Source organism: Corynebacterium nuruki S6-4, from assembly GCF_007970465.1.
Taxonomy (GTDB): domain Bacteria; phylum Actinomycetota; class Actinomycetes; order Mycobacteriales; family Mycobacteriaceae; genus Corynebacterium; species Corynebacterium nuruki.
Window position 1 is genome coordinate 2948546 of the sequence record NZ_CP042429.1, and the last position, 16957, is coordinate 2965502.

Here is a 16957-nt window from a genome sequence, read left to right on the forward strand (position 1 = left end):
ACGCCGCGTCCGGATCAGCGGCTGAAGTAGGGGCTCTCCAGGTTGGAGTGGGACCAGTCGAGGTCGGTCCGTGACACCGGACCGTTCGCGTTGTCCGAGTAGACGTTCAGATGGTCGCCGTCGATGACGATGTACCGGCCGCCCTTGCTCTCGGTCCTGAAGTAGGTGTCCGTGTGGGTGGCCATGTCGATGTTCCAGTCGATGTCGCCGCCCTTCCCGTTGACCAGCGCACGGTAGTAGTAGGCACCGTGGTCCCCGACCTGGCAGACGACGACACGGTCACCGCCACGGTTCCCGGCGGCGTACACCCACTTGTCGACCGGGCGGTTGTTGCAGAGGGCGGCGGGGACCGCCGTCCAGCCGGAGGGGGTGATGTCGCCGAGGGGGGTCATGGCACTGCCCTGTGACGTGCCGGACGAGGACGGTGCGGATTCCCGGGCGGGCGGCTGTCCGGCCGAGGGTGCGGGGGCGTTCTCCGGGGCGGGTGCCGGCTGCGTGGTGCCGTTGCTCTCGGTGAAGTTCGCCGCCCGGTTGTGGTCGTCGTCGTCGTCGTTGCCCCGGGTGAGGAGGATTCCGCCGATGACCACCGCGGCGACCACGACGACCGCGCCGGCGCCGAGGAGGATGTTGCGGGTGGTGTTGCCCGGACCGCGCGTCGGCGCGGGTGCTGCGGGGACCGGCGCAGGTGCCGCCGCGGCGGACCAGGCGGTCGGGCCGGCGGACCAGCCGGCAGAACCGGCAGGGCCGGCCGCAGGCACCGGCTGGGCGCGGGTGTCGCCGGGCCCGTCGACATCCGTCCCGGCCAGCTCCGTGACGGCCTGGAGCGTGATGGCCGGGGCGGTCGGGTCCGCGAGCTGACGGTCGTAGATCGCCCGGCGCTCCGGGGACCCGAGGACGGCCCGTGCCGCCCACAGTTCCGTGGCCTGGGCGCCCGCCCCGGCCGCCGAATGCCGGTCGATCTGCGCAGCAAGATCGACGCAGGACGCGGAGCGGTCGAGGCCGAGCGCTGAGTAGAGGTCGTAATGGTGCACGGTGACTTCCTGTGTCTTCCTGTGATTTCCTGTTGTGCCCGGTGGATGCCGGTGACGGTGTCCACATCGCCGGCGGACGGGTGGGGCGGAATCTGAGATTACCCGCCGCGACAGCACCGTCGACCTCAGGAGAGGTAGTCGGCCAGCCCGTGAGCGACGGCCTCGGCCCGCTTCTGCCGGCCGTCGGGTGACTGCAGTTCCGCCAGGTCGCCGAGGTCGCGCATGTTGCCGAACTCGATGAGGATCTTCGGCTTCGACGACAGGTTCAGGCCGGTCAGGTCGGCCCGGGGGTGCAGCCCGTCGGTGCCGAGATAGTTGGAGGGTGCCAGTCCGGCGCCGACCATGGCGTCCCGCACGGTGGCGGCCAACCGGGAGGATTCGTCCGGCAGGTTCTGCGGCAGCGGGTCGGTGATCGAGGAGATGTGGAAGCCGGTGTTGCCCGGTCCCGCCCCGTCCGCGTGGAGGCTGACGACGACGTCCGCGGCGGAGGCGTTCTCCCGGCGGGTGCGTTCGTCGATGCAGTCGGCGCGTCCGGTGTCGTCGTCGCGGGACAGCAGGACCGTGGCGCCGGCGCTCTCCAGCACGCTCTTTAGCTGCTGGGAGATCTCCCAGGTGAAGGTGTGCTCCGGCCAGCCGGCGTCGGACGCCGTCCCGGAGGTGTTGCAGGGCTTGGTCGCACCCCGGCCGTCGTCGGCGGTGAGCTCGGCGGGCGGGGCGGTGCCGGCGTGGCCCGGGTCGAGGTAGACGGTGCGGCCCTTGAGTGCGGCGAGGGCGGAGTTGTCGGTGCCGGGGGTTGTCACGGGATTCTCCTTGGTCGGTGGTGTGGTTCCGGGCAGTGTCGGCGAGGGCGCTGCCGCAGTGTTGTCGCCTGCCGCGGTGGCGGTCACGGTCGTGGTGGTGGCGGTTCCACCGTCACCGATGGTGCAGGCGGTGAGCGCGGACAGCGACAGGACAGACAGTGCGGTGGCGGCGACGGCGGTGAGCGGGGAGCGTGTCACGGGATCCTCCGGGGCGGGCGTGGGCGGTGGGGGGGTCGGTGGGGGACGGTGCAGGCCGGACGGGATCAGGGGTAGACGTAGACGACGCTGCCGGAACTGTCGACGGAGCACTTCCACAGCCGGTCGCGGTCACTGTCCTGGACCTGCGAGCAGGTGACGGCGACCTGCTGTCTGAGCGCGGGACTGTAGGCGGAGACGGAGGTCTGTTCGCCGCTGCCCGGTGTGTTCCCGGCCAGCTTATCGCCGACATTCTCGGCGAAGTCGCACTTGGCGGAACCGGCGCCGACGAGCACGTAACGGGCACGGGTGCCGTCGGAACCGCACTGCGAGGTGGCTGCGAGGCCGACACCGTAGTTGCCGCTCTCGGTGACGAGGGTGTTGCCGGGTGCGGGGGCGGGTGCGGGGGCCGGTGCCGGGGCGGGTGCCGGCGTGGCGCGCGGTGGGGACGCCGGTGCGTGGGACGGTGCGGCGGAGGTGTCGGGGACCGGGGCGGGGCTGGAGGTCGTCGTGGATTCCCGGAAGTCGGCGTCCGGCGCGGGTGCGGCACTGTCGCTCCCGTCCGAGGTGACCAGCCAGACGATGACGACCGCGGCGACGGCGACGACGACGGTGACGACCGCCGCCGGGGTCACCCACGGCCGGCGCGCCGGGGCAGCGGCTGCCACCGGCGCAGCGGTCGCCGGCGGTGGCCCGACCGGGATCTCCTGCGTGTACCCGGAGGAGGGGCCGGCGGTGGCGGCGACCGGCATGGCCGCCAGTTCCTCGACCGCGGCACGGGTGATCTCCGGTGCGGTGGGATTGTCGAGCTGCTGGTCGTAGAGGCGGCGGCGTCCGGCGTCACCGAGGACGGCCCGGGCGGTGCGGAGCTCGGAGTACTGCGCACCGCCGGCGGCACCGAGTTCCGCGATGCGTCGGTCGATGTCGGTCGCGAGGGCCGTCGTCGAGGCGGTCCGGTCCAGGCCGAGGGAGGCGTAGAGGTCGTAGTGGGTCATCGTCGTCTGTGCTCTTTCGTGCTTTTCCATGCTCTGGTGTGTTCTTCCTTGTCTCGCCACGGCATATCGTGACCCCAGCGCGCACATAACTGTACTTACTGTGGGGAGTGGTCCCCGCTCAGACAGCTGCTCCGGGGGCAGGACCGGTGGCATGGACGGCGACCGTGGCGGCGGTGCCCCCGGACGGTTGGACCCCCGCTGTACTGCGGCGGGGGATGGGCCCGGGTGGTGCTGCCGCAGAGCGACGGGATGAAACTGCTGCAGTGGGACCGCGCCGACCTCGTCGCCGAGGGCGCCCCTGAGGAACTCTTCGGCAACATCACGGTGTGCTGAGTGCAAGGGGCTGCCCCGCCGGATCCCGCGAAGTTCTAAGGTGGACACTCCATACCCCTCAGCCGATCTGACGTGACGAGGTACCCCCGATGTCCGACACAACGACCGACGCGAAGTCCGCCGCCGCCACCGGCACCGACAACACGGACGGCACTCCCGCCGGGAAACCGTCGAAGATCGACGGATTCCGGGAGAAGTGGCCCTGGCTCGACCATGTGATGCACATGAACGACCGCTACGGGGAACAGGGCGGGAACCAGTTCGCCGCAGGCATCACCTACTTCTCGGTCCTGTCACTGTTCCCGCTGATCATGCTCGTCATGGCGGTCGCGGCGATGGTGCTGGCCGGCAACCAGGACCTGCTCGACAAACTGCTGGACAAGGTGACGGACTCGGGTGAGGGCGGTCTGGGGGACACCCTCTCCGACATCATCAACACCGCCATCAACCAGCGTGGCAGCGTGTTCGGCATCGGCCTCGTCCTGACCGTCTGGACCGGCCTGGGCTGGATCGGCAACCTGCGCATGGGTATCTCCGCGATGTGGCGGGTCTCCGGCAAGGCCGACAGTTTCCTCAGAGGCAAGATCAGCGACTTCATCGCCCTGGTCGGACTGCTGCTCTCCCTGATCATCGCCTTCGCCGTCACCGCCGTCGGCAGCGGCGGATTCACCTGGCGGATCATCCAGAACCTCAACATGGACCACGTCACCGGCATCCGCGTGGTGGTGTACATCCTCGCCACGCTCATCGCCCTCGCCGCGAACTGGGTGGTGATGTTCTGGCTGCTCATGTTCTTCCCGCGGGCCTACGTCCCCCGCCCCGCGGCGGTGCGCGGCGCGGTCATCGGCGCGATCGCCTTCGAGATCTTCAAGCAGTTCGCGGCGGTGTTCTTCAACAACACGATGTCGAACCCGGCCGGTGCCGCGTTCGGCCCGATCATCGGCGTGATGGTGCTGCTGTACTTCGTCTGGCGGATCACGCTGTACTGCTCGGCCTGGGTCGCCACCGCCCCGGAGTCCATCGACGAGATGGTGGAGGACGCCCCGCTGCCCGCCGTCATCCAGATCCGTGCAGCCGCGGCATGGGTCCCCGACGAGGCCGCCGCGTCAGAGCAGGCGGAGCGGAACCGCACCGCCGGACTGGTCGGCGCGGGGGCGGCGGCCGGGGCGATCGTCACCGGGATCGTCACCCGGCTGTTCCGGAAGTAGGCGCCGTCGGTCACCGTCGCCGACGCACCGCCAGCACAGTCACCCCACCCAGGATGAGGACGAGGGTGGCGACGACCGCCGCGGTGACGGCCACCTGTGCCGCTCCGCCGGAACGATCGGAGCCGGCCGGGTCAGATGCGTCGGCGGTCCCAGCCGCCGCTGCGGCCACCGCCGCTGTCCCGGTGTCCGTCAGCTGTCCCACACCCGCGCCCCGCGGCGTCCCGAAGGCGGCGTCGAAGATGCCCTCGGCCTGTTCCCAGGGGCGCCCCGCGGCGATGGTGGAGTTCAGCGCCACGATGCCGACCGTGCGGCCGTCGCGCTGCGCCGCCGCGGCGTAGGTGTGCCGGGCATTGTCGGTGAACCCGGTCTTCCCGCCGAGCGCGCCGGGGTAGTTGTAGAGCATCCCGTTGTCACTGGAGAGCTGGAACCCGGGGTGGTCGTCGAAACCGGGGAAGTCGATGAGCTGCGTGCCGAGCAACCGGCGCACGTCATCGCGTCGGAACGCCGCCCGGTAGAGCAGTGCCATGTCCCAGGCGGTGGTCTGCACGTCGGGGGTGTCCAGCCCGTTGACCGTGGTGACCTTCGTCGCCGAGACCCCGAGCGAATCCGCCAGCGACTGCATTCTCGTGACGGTGGCGCCCTTCCCGCCGAGCGCGTCGGCGAGGGCGAGGGCGGCGTCGTTGCCGGACGCCATGACCAGTCCCTGCAGCAGTTGGCGGGCGGTGTACCGCCCACCGGGGCCGATACCGACCCGGGAGCCGTCGATGTCGACCATCTCCGGGGTGACCGGTACCGGCGCGTCGAGATCCAGCGTGTCGAGGGCCACCATGACCAGCAGGATCTTGATGATCGAGGCGGGCCGGTACAGCCCGTAGGGGTCCTTGGCCGCGAGCACGTCGCCGGTGTCGACGTCATAGACGACATAACTGCCCAACGACAGCCGGGACGGCAGCTGCATCCCGTCGGCGGCGACGGTGCCGCAGCTGTCCATGCCGGGACCGCCGGGGCCCGGGCGTGCCATGGTGCGGACCTCCGGGGTGTCCGGCCCGCGCGCGGCATCCCCGTCGAAGGCGCGGGGGAGGCGGGAATCGTAGCGGCAGTCGTCGGTGTCCAGCACCGGATCGGCGGGCAACGGCGCGTCCGCGGCCGCGGTGAGCGGGAGCCAGGCGTCCCGGTCCGCCCCGTTGCGTCCGGTCTCGGCGGCGACGGTGGGCAGGCAGGACGCCGCGACGGCGACGGCGAGAAGGGCGGCGGGAACACGCGCGGGGGCGGTGGAACGGCGGCGGGGCGGGTGCATGACCCGTCCAGCCTAACGGGCACAGGTAGGGTGGGAATCCATGAGTGACTCGAACACCCCCAGCCCGACCACCGTCGACCCCGAGGCAGTGCACAAGCTCCCCAAGGTCGTGCTCCACGACCACCTCGACGGCGGGCTGCGTCCGCAGACCATCATCGACATCGCCGCGGAGACCGGTTACGACAAGCTGCCCACCACGGATGCCGCTGAGCTGGAGAAATGGTTCTTCGACGCCGCGAACTCCGGCGACCTGCCCACCTACCTCACCACCTTCGACCACACCACCGCCGTCATGCAGACCCACGAGGCACTGGTCCGGGTGACGCGGGAGGCCGTGGAGGATCTCGCCGCCGACGGCGTCTGCTACGCCGAACTGCGCTACGCCCCCGAGCAGCACCTCGCCCAGGGACTGACGCTGCAGCAGGTCGTCGAGGCGACCGTGCAGGGGGTCAAGGAGGGAGAGAAGTCGGTGGCCGACAGGGGCGGCCGCATCCACGCCCGCCTGCTGCTCTGCGCCATGCGCCACGCCGACCGCGCCGCCGAGATCGCCCAGCTGCTCATCGACAACTACGGCGAGCACACCCCGGGTGAGGGGTACGTCGTCGGTTTCGACATCGCCGGCGCCGAGGACGGTTTCCCCGCCTCGAACCACGTCAAGGCCTTCGACCTGCTCCGCCAGAACCTCGTGCCCGTCACCGTGCACGCCGGTGAGGCCGCCGGTGTGGAGTCCATCGCCGACGGGCTGCGCCAGGGCGCGGTGCGCATCGGCCACGGGGTGCGCATCTACGAGGACATGGAGGCCACCATGAGCGGCATCGAGCTGGGCAAGATCGCCCGGTTCGTCCGCGACCGCCGGATCCCGCTGGAGATGTGCCCGACGTCCAACACCCAGACCGGTGTGTGCGACACGGTCGAGGAGCACCCCTTCAACCTGCTCTACGAGATGGGCTTCACCTGCACGGTCAACACCGACAACCGGCTGGTCTCCGGCTGCACGATGACCAGCGAGATGCTGCGCCTGGCCGAATGCTTCGACCTGGAGTACTGGCAGCTGCTGGAGCTGACCACCAACGCGCTGGAGACCGCGTTCTGCGACCAGCCGCTGCGGGAGTCGCTGGAGCGCGAGGTCATCTACCCGGCGTACGCCGAGCTCGGGGACGCCCTCGACCTCGACAGCGAGGACGTCGAGGCGGACGCCGCCTCCCACGCCGCCGGCCTGTCCGCGCTGCACGGTGAGCACGCCGGCCACGCCCACGGGGTGGGGTCCGAGGAGGTCGAACTGTCGATGGAGAACCTCAAGGCCGAGCTCGAGGAGCTGGGGCTGAGCCTCGACGACAGCGACGACGGCGATGACGCTGACGGCGCTGAGGGCGCCGACGGCGCGGAGGACAAGTAGGCGCTCAGCTCCGCCACGTCGGGCACCCTCCGGGGCGGGCCCGGGCAGATCACGTCACACCAGTGGCCTGCCCTGCCTGTCCCGGCCGTAGTTGCCGGCTCCGGTGATGATGAGGGCCAGTTCCACCACGATGAAGATGAAGTGGATCGGGTCCACGACCAACCAGAGCAGCGGCACCATGCCGATCAGGGCGAACACCAGGTGCAGGACGCCGCGGAGCGTCTGTCCCAGATAGAAGTTGTGGATGCCCAGCCACGAGGTCGGCAGGAACGGCAGCGCCAGGATCAGCGCGACCGTCTTCGACTTCCGCGGGGCGGTCATGTCGTACCGGGCGGGCACACCCAGCTGGTAGGGGACCGGCGCCGGCGCCTGCTGGAACGCCTGGTCGTAGTGCGACTGGACCCGCGGTGCGGCGGGGGCCGGCTGAGACCACTGCGCCGCAGGCTGCTGCTGCCAGCGGTTCTGAACGGGCTGGTCGGGCTGGTGGGGTGACTGGTTCGACATGGTGCTCCTCGGGGTGAAACGGCGTCTGTGCTGTCCCGCAGGTTAGGGGAGGGGCAGGTCACCGGTCATGCCGTCCGGGGAGCACTCCCCACTGTCGGTGCTGTCGGTGCTGTCGGCACCGTCACTCCCCGGTGAGCCAGCTCCACCAGGACCGCTTCATCGGTGCCCCGGGCTCGGCGACGCTGACACGCAGGTCACCGAAGGTGGCGTGCCCGGTGACGACCAGGACCGGCGCGCCGGGAGGCAGTTCGCGCCCCTGGTCGACGTGGACGTCACCGAACACCAGCGACATGCGGTTGTCCACCCGGATTCCGGGCGGGACGGTGATCCGGACATCACCGAAGACCGCGGTGACGTGCAGCTCCGTGACCGCTGCGGAGAGGGAGGCGTCCCGCAGGTCGAGGTCCACGTCGCCGAAGATGAGCAGGAGGTTCTCGTGGGCGGCGATCTGCATGTCGCCGCGGCGGTCCAGGTCGCCGAACCAGAGGATCTGCGAGTGGCCGGGCGACTGCGGTGTCGGTGGCCCCGGCACGGTGGGGCGCGGGGTCACCGGCGCCGCCTTGGCCGCCAGCGTCTCGGGATCGCGGTGTCCGGTCTGTCCTGCGACGAGTTGCTCGAGGCGTCCGAAACGCGCCGGGTCCGTCGTCGACCAGACGGCATCGGTGAGTTCGGAGAACTCGGTGAGGTCGATGCGGCCCTGTCCGACGGCGAGGGTCAGCGCGTCATTGAGGCTGCGGCGGCGGTCGTCGGAGATGCGGTCGGGCAGTGGGTCCATGGGTTCAGGGTACGTCGCGGCGTGGGGTGCGCCGATGACACGGCGGGGTGCTGCCCGGTGACGACCGGTACACATTTCCGCGTATCCGTGCCACGGGAACGTCGGAATGTGTATCGGTCGTGACGCGGCGCCGTGGGACCGCAGTGCCGTGGGACCGCGGTGCCGTCGGGTGGTGCGGGACGCCCCGGAAGTCGGCGTCCCGCCGCAGGTGAAACCTCCTTAACCGATCAACTTGATCGGTAAACATGCAGGTCAGCGACGGTCAGTCGGGTTTGACTTGAACGCTTCAGAGACGTTGACTTGCGGTTTGTGATGTTCAAGAAGACCCTCAGGACCGCGCTAGCCGCCACGGCCGCCGTCCTCACCGTCAGTCTCGCCGCGTGTTCCTCCACCGGCGGAGCCCCGCGCGGCAACGGCGGAGGCGACGGCGGCGGGACCGTCGACACGCCCCGCTACGTCATGAGCATGGTCAGCCACGGTGCCCCCGGGGACACCTTCTGGGACCTCGTGCGCAAGGGCGCCGAGGATGCCGCGCAGAAGGACAACATCGAGCTGCGCTACAGCTCCGACCCCGAAGCCCCGAACCAGGCCAGCCTCGTGCAGTCCGCCATCGACTCGCAGGTCGACGGCATCGCCGTCACCATGCCGACCGCCGACGCGATCGGCCCCACCGCCAAGAAGGCTGTCGCCGCCGGGATCCCCGTCGTCGGCCTCAACGCCGGCATGGAGCAGTACGAGAAGTACGGCATGTCCGGCTTCTTCGGCCAGGAGGAGGGCGTGGCCGGGCAGAAGGCCGGCGAGCGGCTGAAGCAGGAGGGCGCGAAGAAGGTGCTCTGCGTCATCCACGAACAGGGCAACCAGTCCCAGGAGGACCGCTGCGCCGGCGTGAAGAAGGGCCAGGGTGGCACCGTCGAGACCCTCTACGTCAACGGCAAGGACCTCACCTCGGTGCAGTCCACCATCAAGTCCAAGCTCGCGCAGGACACCTCGATCGACTGGGTGATGGGCCTGGTCACCCCGGTCTCCCTCGTCGCGGTGGACGCCGCGAAGGAGGCCGGCCGCACCCCCGGTGACGACCTGAAGATCGGCACGTTCGACACCAACGCCGAGCTGGTCCCCGCGGTGAAGAACGGCAGCATCGACTTCGCCGTCGACCAGCAGCCCTACCTGCAGGGCTACATGGCGATCGACGCCCTGTGGCTCGCCAAGCGCAACGGCACCACCGTCGGCGGCGGTCGACCGGTCTACACCGGCCCGAGCTTCGTCGACCAGTCCAACATCGACACCATCGCGGACGCCGCTAAGGAAGGCCTGCGATGAGCGCGCCCGCCACCGTCGCGGCCACCGCGACCGAACCCCCGAAGACCCGGCAGGGTCTCGACAAGATCCTGCACCGTCCCGAACTCGCCAGCCTCATCGGCGTGATCGGCGTGTTCGTCCTGTTCTTCATCGTCGCCCCGAGCTTCCGGTCGGCGGACGCCTTCGCCACCGTGCTGTACACCTCCTCGACCCTCGGGATCGTCGCCCTGGCCGTCGGCCTGCTCATGATCTCCGACGAGTTCGACCTGTCCACCGGTGTGGCGGTGACCACGACCGCCCTGGCGGCGACGATGCTGAACTACAACTGGCATCTCCAGTCCTGGGTCGGCTCGCTCATCGCGCTGGCGGTCGCGCTGGCCATCGGGTTCTTCAACGGCTGGATGGTCACCCACACCGGGATCCCGAGCTTCCTGATCACCCTGGCGACCTTCCTCATGCTGCAGGGGCTCAATCTCGCGGTGACGAAGCTGGTCACCGACCAGGTCGCCACCCCGACCATCTCCGACATGCAGGGTTACGAACTGTGCCGGAAGATTTTCGCCGGCCAGTGGGACATCTTCGGGGTGACGTTCAAGGTCACCATCTTCTGGTGGATCCTCTTCGTCGCCGTGGCCAGCTGGGTGCTGTTCAAGACGAAGTTCGGCAACTGGATCTTCGCCGTCGGTGGTGACCCGGACGCCTCCCGTGCCGTCGGGGTGCCGGTGAACCGGGTGAAGATCATCCTGTTCATGGTCGTCGCCGCGGCCTGCTGGTTCGTCGGCCAGCACAACCTGTACTCCTTCGACTCGATCCAGGCCGGTCAGGGTGTGGGCAACGAGTTCCTCTACATCATCGCCGCGGTCGTCGGCGGCTGTGCGATGACCGGCGGCAAGGGTACGGCGATCGGCACCGCCCTCGGCGCGCTGATCTACGGCATGACCAACCAGGGCATCGTCTACGCCGGCTGGAACCCGGACTGGCTGAAGTTCTTCGTCGGTGCGGTGCTGCTGCTGGCGGTGCTGGCGAACAACTCCTTCTCGAAATTCACGGAGGCACGCAAATGAGTGGCACACCCGTCATCGAACTCCGTGGCGTCAGCAAGGTCTACGGTTCCTTCCACGCGCTCGAGGATATCGACCTCACGGTGGACGCCGCCTCGGTGACCTGCGTCCTCGGCGACAACGGCGCGGGCAAGTCCACGCTGATCAAGACGCTCGCGGGGCTGCACAGGCCGACCTCCGGCGAGATCCTCGTCGACGGGGAGCCGGTGAGCTTCGACAATCCGCGGGACGCCCTGGACCACGGCATCGCGACGGTCTACCAGGACCTCGCGGTGGTGGGGGAGATGCCGGTGTGGCGCAACTTCTTCCTCGGCCAGGAACTCACCGGCCGGTTCGGCCGGATGCGGGAGACCGAGATGCGGCAGATCACCGCGGACCGGCTGCACGACATGGGCATCGACCTGCCGGATGTGGCGGTCCCGATCGCGTCGCTGTCCGGTGGTCAGCGGCAGGTCGTCGCGATCGCCCGCGCCATGTACTTCGGCGGCCGGCTGCTGATCCTCGACGAGCCGACGGCGGCACTGGGCGTCAAGCAGTCCGGCATGGTGCTCAAGTTCATCGCCGCGGCGCGGGACAAGGGGGTGGCGGTCATCTTCATCACCCACAACCCGCACCACGCCTACCTGGTCGGCGACCGGTTCGTGCTGCTGAACCTGGGTCGGCAGGTGCTCGACGCGACCCGCGACGAGGTGACTCTCGAGCAGCTGACCCTGGAGATGGCCGGCGGTGGCGAGCTGGACGCCCTCGCCCACGAACTGGAGCGTTAGGTGTACTTCCCGGGGAGGTCGTGAACACGCGACCGCCGGGATGACCCGGGATGACCCGGGATGACCCGGGATGACGCGGAAGAACCCTCCGGTGCCCCGGATGTCCGCGGAACGAACCGACAGGTCGACGGCCCGGTCCCCGTGTCGACATGACGAACCGGCAGGTCGAAAAATCCGCCCCGGAGCGGCACCTGGGTTCGTTCCACCGACCTCCCCGGAACCGCCGACCTCCCCGGAAACTACAGCCAGGGAGCTCCCGGCGGTTCCCCGGCGGGTGCGCGATGACGTGACCGGTGTGTTTTGGACAGTAAACATGCCGGTCACGCCTTTTTCGGCAATATCTGAGTGTGGATTGGTTATGGTAGGCTACCGTGAACTCACGCTGCATTTACCTGATCTCGGGGAGTGATCCCGCAGGCGGTGCAACGGCGATCCCCGAGCAAGGAGCCCCGGCACATGTCGACTGTCCATCCGTCCGTCCAGGCGACAGGTCTGTCCAGGTACTTCCGGTCGGGTGACGACACGGTCACCGCGGTCGAGGATGTCTCACTCACCGTCGGGCGCGGCGAGATCGCCGCCGTCATCGGTCCCTCGGGATCCGGGAAGTCCACCCTCCTGCAGCTGCTCGCCGGTCTCGACCGGCCGGACGCCGGATCCGTCGCCATCGGCGGCGTCGACCTCGGCGGACTGCGGGACCGGGCACTCACCCGGCTCCGCCGGGAACGGATCGGCTTCATCTTCCAGGACTTCCAGCTGCTGCCGAGGATGACCGCCCGACAGAACATCACGCTGCCGGTCCGCCTCGCCGGCGGCACGGTGGATGACGCCGAGGTCGACGAACTCGCCGAAACGCTCGGTGTCGCGCACCGTCTCGACCACCGGCCCGGCGAACTCTCCGGTGGCCAGCAGCAGCGTGTGGCCGTCGCCCGGGCCCTGCTCGGCAGGCCGGACATCGTCTTCGCCGACGAACCCACCGGCGCGCTGGATTCCACCACCGCCGCCGACCTCGTCGACCTGTTCATCTGGGCGGCCGGAACCCGGCAGCAGAGCTTCGTCATCGTCACCCACGACGAGCGGGTCGCCGCCCGGGCGGACTCGGTCCACCGGATGACCGACGGTCATCTCACCACGGCGTCCCGGAGCCGTCACTGATGCGGACGCTCGCCACCACCTTCTCCCTCGTCCGGCATGAGCTGACGGCGTTCCGCCGGACCCGCGCCCTGTTCGTCGCCGTCGTGCTCGGCGGCATCCTCGTCGTGGCCGGCGCGGTCCTCGGTGCGACATACAACCACCGGGTCGATACCGGAGCCGGCGTCAGCTATGACGGGGCGGACATGGTCGTGCGCAGCCGGACCGGTGCCGGTTCCGGCGTCGGGGGAGAGGACGCCGACCCCGGTGCCGCCGCCGGCGGTGCCGGTATGTCACCGGAGGACGTCGCGAAGATCCGCGGCATCGACGGTGTCGCGTCCGCCGACGGGCTGACCCGCGCCCGTGCCGCACTCTGGGCCGGCGGCAAGGTGTCGCCGACGGTCATCGAATCCCTGCCGGACGACAACTTCCGGTGGCAGGACCTCACCGACGGGCGCTACCCGCAGAATGGCACCGAAGTCACGTTGAGTGCGGAGACCATGGACGCCACCGACCTGCACCTCGGCGACACGGTGACTATGGGCACCGATGAAGCCGGCGACGGTCAGTTCACGGTCGTCGGCGTCCTGGACACCCGCGGGGCACTCGACTACACGGACACCGACTATGCGGTCGTCACCCCGGAACTCGCGCAGGCCTTCGCCGGCACCGACGGTGTCAACGAGGTCCGCGTCGCACTGGCACCCGGGGCGGACGTCCACGCGGTCACCGACGGGATCAACGCGGCAGTCCCCGGAAACTGGCCGGAGACCACCGGGGCACTGGTGACCGCCACGCGGACGCTCTACGACACGGGCCTGAGCATCCTGTCCCTCACCGTCAACGGGTTCGCCCTGGTCACCGCCTTCGTCGCGCTCACCGTCGTCGGCACCGTGATCTGGGCCTCGCTGCCCGGCAGACGCCGGCAACTCGCCCTGATGAGGCTCGTCGGCGCGACCCGCGGGCAGATCACGGCGACGCTCTTCCTCGAGACCGCCGTCATCGCACTGGCCGGAGGTCTGCTCGCGGTGCCGGTCGGGATCGGGGTGTCCTACCTGGGACTGCCGCTGCTCGGCATGGTTCCGGGCGTCCCGTCGGTCCCGTGGTCGCAGATCGTGGTCCCCGTGGCCCCGCTCGTCGCGGTCCCGCTGGTCGCCGTCCTCGGCGCGGTGGCGGCTGTCGCCGGTCCCGCACTCACGGCAGGACGTGTCTCCCCGGCCGACGCACTGCGCCGGGCCTCGGGCACCGGACGGTCCCGGCCCACCGCGGCCACCGCCCGCATCATTGCCGTCCTCGTCACCGCAGTCCTCGCCCTGGTCGTCGCCCGGTTCGCCGGACCGGGGGTCACCGTCGTGGCCGGCGCAGTGTTCTTCTGTGCCCTCATCCTTGCCGTGCCCGCCTTCTGCTGGGCCGGTGCCGGGCTGGCCGGCCGGCTCATCAGCGACCGGCATCCGGTGGCCGAGATCGGTGCCGCAGAGGTCCGGAGTTTCCCGGGCCGGACCGCGGCGACCGGCATGGCGGCGGTCCTGGCCGCCACCGTGATGGCGGTGAGCTGGGTCGGGCTCTCCTCGGTCTCGGCGATCGCGGACGCCCGGTCCAGCGATTCCCCGGGACCCGAGCTGATGGTCGGCGCCTATTCCGGTTCCGCGCCCCTCGATCCGGTGGTCATGCAGGCACTCGACCAGGTCGACGGGGTCGGTGACACGGTCCAGGTCCGCATGGGCCGGGCCCGGATGTCCGGGCAGCCGGCGGCGGGCACGACGACCACCGGACACGAGACCCGGCTGGTCACCGACATCGCCGCCGGCGACGCCGCAGACTTCTCGGCGGTCACCGACGGCCGGTTCCCGCTCGGGACGTCCGCCCCGGACTCGCTGTACCTGCCGACCTCGGACCAGGCCCCGTTCCGCGACGGATCGCAGGTCACACTCACCGGACCCGCCGGTGAACGCTCGTTGAGCGTCCACTACGTCGCCGACCTTCCGGTCCCCGGTCTCGTCGCCCCGGAGGTGATGGACGCCGTCGGAACCGCCACCGGCCCGACGGCGACCTGGCTCTCGGTCGCCGACGGGGCCGACCGCGGTGACGTGCTCGACGCCGTGCGCACCGTCGCCACCATCGGCGGCGATCTCCCGGTCACCGGGACGACCGTCACCGACGCGAAGATGGACTCGCTGGTCGGATCCGCACGGCTCATCGCCACGGTGATGCTCACGGTGGCCGTGGTCATCGCCGTGCTCGGTGCCGTCGTCACCCTCACCACCGTCCTGCGCAACCGTGCCACGGAATTCGCCGTGCTGCGACTGCTGGGCATGGAGGGCGCCCAACTGCGCCGCCTCGTCGGCGCGGAGACCGTCGCCGTCGGCGTACTCAGCGTGGTCATCGGACTCGCGGCGGGCGTCCTGCTCGGCTGCGTGACCGCGAGCGCGGTCGCCGGGACGCTGGGGGTCGGTACCCACATCGCCGTTCCCGTCATTGCCCTGCTCGTCATGGGCGTGGTGACCGTGGCGGGGCTCCGGGCGGCGGTCACCGGCCCCGTCGACAGAACTTCACTCGTCCCCCCGGCCGATGCGCTGCGGGACGCCAACCTGGGAGGAAACCAGTGACACATCCACGTACCCGCCGGTGGGCGGCACACGCCGCCGGCCTCGCCCTCACCGTGGCAGTCGGCGGTGCCGCAGCGACCGGCACGGTCGCCGCCCAGACGCCCGTTCCGGCCCCGCCGGCTGTGTCGTCTGCGGCTCCTGCGGCTCCTGCGGCTCCTGCGGCCTCTGCGACTCCGGCCGCCCCGGCCCCGGCGGAGCCTGCCGGGGACACCGCCGGCAACACCGCGCAGCAGCAGGCCGATCCGCACAAGGACGACCTCCTGGTCCCTGACTGGCTCATGCTCGTCATCGCGATCGCCCTGGTCGCTGGTGCCGTCTCACTGGCGACACAGTCCTATATCCGGTTTTCCCGGACCCGTCGAGAACTGGAGGGTTAACCCCATGCCGATGTCCACCACCCCAGACCGTGTCTTTTCCCGCGTCGCCGCCCACATCCCCGCCCGCACCGCCGCCTGCGCCACCGTCGCCGCCGTCGGGCTGGGGGCGGCCCCGGTCGTCCTGCCGACGGCTGCCGCCGCCACCGCCACCGGCCAGCAGACCTACAACTGCGCGATCACCGTCGACGAGAACCCGACCGAGCCCAGCTACATGGACCTCACCGCGAACGTCACCCTCAACCTGCCCGACCAGGTCAACCCGGGTGACCAGTTCTCCGTCGACGGCAACTTCTCCGTGCAGCTCCCCGGCGAGATCGCCGGACTGTTCGCCGGGTACTTCCCGGTCGCACAGGTGACCTCGGACTCCCTGACCCTCCCGGTGAACGTCGGTGGCCAGGACCAGCTGGTCGCCGCCTCCCGCATCGACAGCGGCAGGATCGACACCGGGCAGACCCCGCTCGTCTTCGGCGGCAACTTCAGCACCGACCCGATCAGCGTGCCCGCGGACGCGCAGGGCGATGTGTCGTTCAGCATGCCGCGCAACGACAGCGTCCCGGCCATCTCCGAGGACGGGATGTCGGCGTTCACCGCCGTCCTCGTCGCCGAGGGCGGGCTGGTGCCCGGCTACGACAAGGGCACCGACCGGGTGTCCTGCTCCTCACCGTCCGGTGAGTCCTCGCCGATCGGCTCCACCCCGATCGGCACCGGCGGGGGCGGGGGCGCCGCGGCTGGCGCAGCGGGTGCCGCCGGGGCCGCCGGTGCGGCCCGTGGGACCGGTGCGACGCCCTCCACCGGTGGCGGGAACCGTGTCCAGGCTGCCCAGGGCGCCGGCGCGGCTGTCCCGGGGAAGGACGACAAGGACAACAAGGACAACAAGGACAAGAAGGACGACAACGCGAACAAGGACAACAAGGACAGTGCCGCCGCCGGGGACGGCTCGGCGGCCGACCGGGCACTGGCCGACCAGATGCGTCTGATGACGATGAGCCAGGCCGCGAACGGTGACAACAAGGGTTCCTACATTCCCCGCGCGGCCGTCGCCTGGGGCGTGGTGGGCATCGTCGTGGCATCGGTCCTGTTCACCGTCGTGACGAACCGGCGCACCCGTCGGCTGGAACAGAGCGTGGAGGACTTCTGAGGCGGCGTCCGGGACGACTGCTGAGGCGTCTTCTGGGACGAGTTCTG

Annotated in this window: 15 protein-coding genes; 9 read left to right on the forward strand and 6 right to left on the reverse strand. The window is 70.2% G+C overall.

Features of this window, described 5'->3' with window-relative positions:
- Window positions 1-14: 14 nt before the first annotated feature.
- From FSW06_RS13360 to FSW06_RS14610, 3 genes are all read right to left on the reverse strand, one after another.
- Window positions 15-1031, reverse strand: a complete 1017-nt coding sequence (locus FSW06_RS13360) for a J domain-containing protein (RefSeq protein ID WP_010119815.1) — start codon at window positions 1029-1031, stop codon at window positions 15-17.
- A 125-nt stretch (window positions 1032-1156) separates the two neighbouring features.
- Window positions 1157-2029, reverse strand: a complete 873-nt coding sequence (locus FSW06_RS13365) for an N-acetylmuramoyl-L-alanine amidase (protein ID WP_010119814.1) — start codon at window positions 2027-2029, stop codon at window positions 1157-1159.
- A gap of 65 nt (window positions 2030-2094) precedes the next feature.
- Window positions 2095-3051, reverse strand: a complete 957-nt coding sequence (locus FSW06_RS14610; RefSeq protein WP_158005210.1) for a hypothetical protein — start codon at window positions 3049-3051, stop codon at window positions 2095-2097.
- Window positions 3052-3443: 392 nt separating this feature from the next.
- Here FSW06_RS14610 and FSW06_RS13380 point away from each other — a divergent pair, with 392 nt between their 5' ends.
- The gene (locus tag FSW06_RS13380; RefSeq protein WP_010119812.1) at window positions 3444-4562 is read left to right on the forward strand and encodes a YhjD/YihY/BrkB family envelope integrity protein; all 1119 of its coding nucleotides are present in this window, start codon (window positions 3444-3446) and stop codon (window positions 4560-4562) included.
- A gap of 10 nt (window positions 4563-4572) precedes the next feature.
- Here the strand turns inward: FSW06_RS13380 and FSW06_RS13385 are convergent, their stop codons facing one another.
- Entirely contained in the window at window positions 4573-5859 is a 1287-nt protein-coding gene (locus tag FSW06_RS13385; protein ID WP_010119811.1) for a D-alanyl-D-alanine carboxypeptidase family protein, read from the reverse strand.
- A 40-nt stretch (window positions 5860-5899) separates the two neighbouring features.
- Here FSW06_RS13385 and FSW06_RS13390 point away from each other — a divergent pair, with 40 nt between their 5' ends.
- Window positions 5900-7255, forward strand: a complete 1356-nt coding sequence (locus tag FSW06_RS13390) for an adenosine deaminase (RefSeq protein WP_010119810.1) — start codon at window positions 5900-5902, stop codon at window positions 7253-7255.
- A 54-nt stretch (window positions 7256-7309) separates the two neighbouring features.
- Here FSW06_RS13390 and FSW06_RS13395 read toward each other — a convergent pair whose 3' ends face one another.
- Window positions 7310-7759 carry an NINE protein gene (locus FSW06_RS13395; protein ID WP_010119809.1) on the reverse strand — a complete coding sequence of 150 codons (450 nt, stop codon included), beginning with the start codon at window positions 7757-7759 and terminating at the stop codon, window positions 7310-7312.
- 121 nt (window positions 7760-7880) lie between these two features.
- Window positions 7881-8534 carry a DUF1707 SHOCT-like domain-containing protein gene (locus tag FSW06_RS13400; RefSeq protein ID WP_010119808.1) on the reverse strand — a complete coding sequence of 218 codons (654 nt, stop codon included), beginning with the start codon at window positions 8532-8534 and terminating at the stop codon, window positions 7881-7883.
- 312 nt (window positions 8535-8846) lie between these two features.
- Here FSW06_RS13400 and FSW06_RS13405 point away from each other — a divergent pair, with 312 nt between their 5' ends.
- The 7 genes from FSW06_RS13405 to FSW06_RS14620 all read left to right on the forward strand — a co-directional run bounded on the left by FSW06_RS13405 (window position 8847) and on the right by FSW06_RS14620 (window position 16910).
- A complete protein-coding gene (locus tag FSW06_RS13405; RefSeq protein ID WP_010119806.1) occupies window positions 8847-9854 on the forward strand; it encodes a substrate-binding domain-containing protein in 1008 nt (335 codons plus the stop codon).
- Complete coding sequence (locus FSW06_RS13410; RefSeq protein ID WP_010119804.1) at window positions 9851-10897, forward strand: ABC transporter permease; 1047 nt, start codon at window positions 9851-9853, stop codon at window positions 10895-10897. The genes FSW06_RS13405 and FSW06_RS13410 overlap by 4 nt, the downstream gene beginning before the upstream one ends.
- The gene (locus FSW06_RS13415; protein ID WP_010119802.1) at window positions 10894-11661 is read left to right on the forward strand and encodes an ATP-binding cassette domain-containing protein; all 768 of its coding nucleotides are present in this window, start codon (window positions 10894-10896) and stop codon (window positions 11659-11661) included. Before FSW06_RS13410 ends, FSW06_RS13415 begins: the two co-directional genes overlap by 4 nt.
- 456 nt (window positions 11662-12117) lie before the next feature.
- Window positions 12118-12813, forward strand: coding sequence for an ABC transporter ATP-binding protein (locus FSW06_RS13420; protein ID WP_010119800.1), 696 nt, complete (start codon window positions 12118-12120; stop codon window positions 12811-12813).
- Window positions 12813-15395, forward strand: coding sequence for an FtsX-like permease family protein (locus tag FSW06_RS13425; RefSeq protein WP_010119799.1), 2583 nt, complete (start codon window positions 12813-12815; stop codon window positions 15393-15395). Before FSW06_RS13420 ends, FSW06_RS13425 begins: the two co-directional genes overlap by 1 nt.
- Entirely contained in the window at window positions 15392-15772 is a 381-nt protein-coding gene (locus tag FSW06_RS14615; RefSeq protein WP_170233730.1) for a hypothetical protein, read from the forward strand. Before FSW06_RS13425 ends, FSW06_RS14615 begins: the two co-directional genes overlap by 4 nt.
- A 10-nt stretch (window positions 15773-15782) precedes the next feature.
- The gene (locus FSW06_RS14620; protein WP_158005209.1) at window positions 15783-16910 is read left to right on the forward strand and encodes a hypothetical protein; all 1128 of its coding nucleotides are present in this window, start codon (window positions 15783-15785) and stop codon (window positions 16908-16910) included.
- The last annotated feature ends 47 nt before the right edge of the window (window positions 16911-16957 follow it).